Source organism: Neopararhizobium haloflavum (assembly GCF_002750855.1).
In the GTDB taxonomy this organism is placed as follows: domain Bacteria; phylum Pseudomonadota; class Alphaproteobacteria; order Rhizobiales; family Rhizobiaceae; genus Georhizobium; species Georhizobium haloflavum.
This window is the reverse complement of sequence record NZ_NWUC01000021.1, coordinates 1-3,035: the sequence shown is the minus strand read 5'-3', so window position 1 is coordinate 3,035 and position 3,035 is coordinate 1. Positions and strand designations below refer to the sequence as shown.

Sequence of the window (3,035 nt, the reverse complement as noted above, 5' to 3'; positions counted from 1 at the left end):
GGCCTCCAGTTTCTTCACAACCCTCTTGGTCAGTCGGGCTCTTTCTACTTCAACATAAATCTTTCCGGCAGTCACAGTTCGGAGAACATCCACCAATTTGTTACGATCTTCTTCAGTTGGGACCTGATCTACGAATTCGCAGCAGTCTTGGACCATATTCTTGATGGCGAACTTGATCAGAGACCTCTTCTTGGACATGGCGACAATTGTGTCGTTGAGAAGTTTCCAATCCTTTGCTTCGAAAGCAATCTTCACCATGTGTCGTAGAATACGAGCATTTATTCAATTGCTTCCCAACCTTTTAATCACTCAATAACAAAAACAATTCAATCTTTTTACTGTTTGGTCTTGTTGTCCTGGATCTGAACAATAGAAGCGCCCATTCCAATCGGGATGATGTCTTCGGCCCCGGCGACGGTCACTCCGCTCCCCGCGAACACGTTTTGGTTGGCTCTGTAGTTGCATGGGGTCTCGGCGACACCGTATTGTTTGGCGATTGGCCAGCCGGTGAAGGGGCCGAACGTGCGGTAGTCGTTGTAGTCGCGGGCGGTCTCGCCGTTGGAGCCGGCGCCCAGCACATGCCAATACCAGATCTCGGCGTTGGCGATGGCGCGCGAGTTGCCGGTGATCTCTTCGTAGTCGTACCAGTTGGTGTAGAAGCTCACTTTCACGTTGCGGTTTCTTCCAGCTCTGACGAAGTCGTTGATGAATCGGACATTGTTGCTTTGGGATCTGTCCCAGCTGATTGGAGAGGTGATTTGCAGCCAGATTCTTGCCAAGTTGATGTTGTTCTTCTTGGCGTAGTCGTAGGCGTCGTAGAGCTGACGGTCGGCGTAGCCTTGAGGGTTGGGTGTAATGAAAAGCTCGAATTTGAGGCCGGCGCGGTTAGCCTTGTAGGCGTTGTCGACGCCAGTCGAGTCCACCGTGGCCTTGTTGCCCACGCGGAAGAAGCCGGCGAAATATCCACTTCTTTTCAAGCAACTGGCGATCGAATCCGTCAGCGGATACGTCGAATCCACTCCGAACGCCGCCGGCGCCGCTCCGAACGTCGCATTCGAGGGGAGGGCGCTCGCAGCGCTGACTAGCAGAGCCAAACAAACGAGTTTCGACATGACTTCTTGGCCGTGTCGTCGATGCTTTGGGGAACCCGATCGATGGAAAAGGCCCCGTTAAGGATACAAAGCGTTCACGTGTCGAAGTCAAGGCTCCAGGTATCATCCCCCGTATTGGCGTCCGTGAACCTATGTTAACTGGTGTCAAGGCCGTCGATTCCCTTGTCCCAATTGGTCGTGGTCAGCGTGAATTGATCATTGGTGACCGTCAGACAGGTAAAACGGCTATTGCCATTGATACCATCATCAATCAAAAGAGATTCAACGAAGCTGGTGAAGACAAGAAGAAGCTGTATTGTATCTACGTTGCCATTGGCCAAAAGCGATCAACTGTTGCTCAAATCGTAAAGCGTTTGACTGATGCCGACGCCATGAAATACACCATTATTGTCTCGGCTACGGCCTCTGATGCTGCTCCTTTGCAATTCTTGGCTCCATACTCTGGATGCGCTATGGGAGAATACTTCCGCGACAATGGAAAGCACGCCCTGATTATCTACGACGATTTGTCCAAACAGGCCGTCGCCTACCGTCAGATGTCTCTGCTTCTCCGTCGTCCCCCAGGTCGTGAAGCCTACCCCGGTGATGTCTTCTATCTCCATTCTCGTCTTCTCGAACGTGCCGCTAAGATGAACGAGACGCATGGAGGTGGTTCTTTGACAGCTCTTCCTGTCATCGAGACTCAAGCTGGTGATGTGTCCGCATATATCCCAACCAATGTAATCTCCATCACCGACGGTCAAATCTTCTTGGAAACTGAATTGTTCTACAAGGGTGTCCGTCCAGCCATCAACGTCGGTCTTTCTGTATCTCGTGTAGGATCTGCAGCCCAGACAAAGGCCATGAAACAAGTTGCCGGTTCCATGAAGCTCGAATTGGCCCAATATCGTGAGGTGGCTGCTTTTGCCCAGTTCGGTTCTGATTTGGATGCTGCCACCCAGCAACTTCTCAACCGTGGTGTCCGTCTTACCGAGTTGCTGAAACAAGGCCAATACGTGCCCATGGCCATTGAAGAGCAAGTCACTGTCATCTACGCTGGTGTAAAGGGACATCTTGACAAACTGGACCCATCTCAGATTACCAGATTCGAAAAGGAATTCTTGACTCATGTCCGCGCTAACTGCCAAGATTTGTTGAAGACAATCAGAGAAGAAGGTCAGATCACTCCTCAAACCGACGAGAAATTGAAGACTTTGGTCACTTCTTTCCTCGCTGGTTTCAAAGCTTAGGTCGTTTTCTCTGTTACTCTAGTTTTATTAGATTGTAAGAATAAAAAGACTTCATACCTTTGCGGCGTTGATAAGCTCATCAGCCAAACATTCGGCAATTGTTTTGATGTTTCTGAACGCAGATTCACGAGCTCCAGTACAGATCAACCAGATTGCCTGGTTGACACGACGAAGAGGGGCAACATCAACAGCTTGACGACGGACGGTACCGGCACGGCCAATACGAGTGGAGTCTTCACGGGGTCCACTGTTGATAACAGCGTTGACTAAGATTTGCACTGGGTTCTCGCCGGTAAGCAGATGGATGATTTCAAAGGCATGCTTGACAATTCTGACGGTCATCAATTTCTTACCGTTGTTGCGACCATGAGCCATCAAAGAAGAGGCCAAACGCTCAGCAATCGGGCACGTCGCCTTGCGGAATCTTCTGATTTGATAACGACCAGCCGAGTGCGGCAGATATTTGGCACCCTTTTCTTTAACCGCGACGTAGTCAACGAGTGAGATATCGGAAACTTCAACATCGTTCAGGGACCATTTGTTGAAAAGCTTGACCTCTGGCATCTCAAGTTGCTCTTCCTCAGGGGCGGCAACGACACCTTCGATCTCCTCCTCGACTCCAGCTGGGTCGGACACGGTGGTACCTGTCGGATTCATGTCTGGTGAAGCGATGGGTTCGCTTCTTGACAATCTT

General features: G+C 50.5%; 3 protein-coding genes and 1 pseudogene. 1 reads left to right on the top strand and 3 read right to left on the bottom strand.

Going from position 1 to position 3,035, the window contains the following annotated elements:
* Together CN673_RS21650 and CN673_RS21645 are read right to left on the bottom strand one after the other, a co-directional pair.
* Positions 1 to 255 (bottom strand): hypothetical protein (locus CN673_RS21650; protein WP_210200129.1); only part of this gene is annotated, 255 nt, incomplete at its 3' end.
* A gap of 80 nt (positions 256 to 335) precedes the next feature.
* Positions 336 to 1,112, bottom strand: a complete 777-nt coding sequence (locus tag CN673_RS21645) for a glycoside hydrolase family 25 domain-containing protein (RefSeq protein ID WP_099868256.1) — start codon at positions 1,110 to 1,112, stop codon at positions 336 to 338.
* 2 nt (positions 1,113 to 1,114) lie between these two features.
* On the opposite strand from CN673_RS21645, the pseudogene atpA reads away from it, so the two are divergent.
* Positions 1,115 to 2,341, top strand: a pseudogene (atpA, locus tag CN673_RS21640) (F0F1 ATP synthase subunit alpha); the annotation flags it as partial.
* Between the two features lie 51 nt (positions 2,342 to 2,392).
* Here the strand turns inward: atpA and rpsG are convergent.
* Positions 2,393 to 3,035 (bottom strand): 30S ribosomal protein S7 (gene rpsG, locus CN673_RS21635; RefSeq protein ID WP_210200128.1); only part of this gene is annotated, 643 nt, incomplete at its 5' end.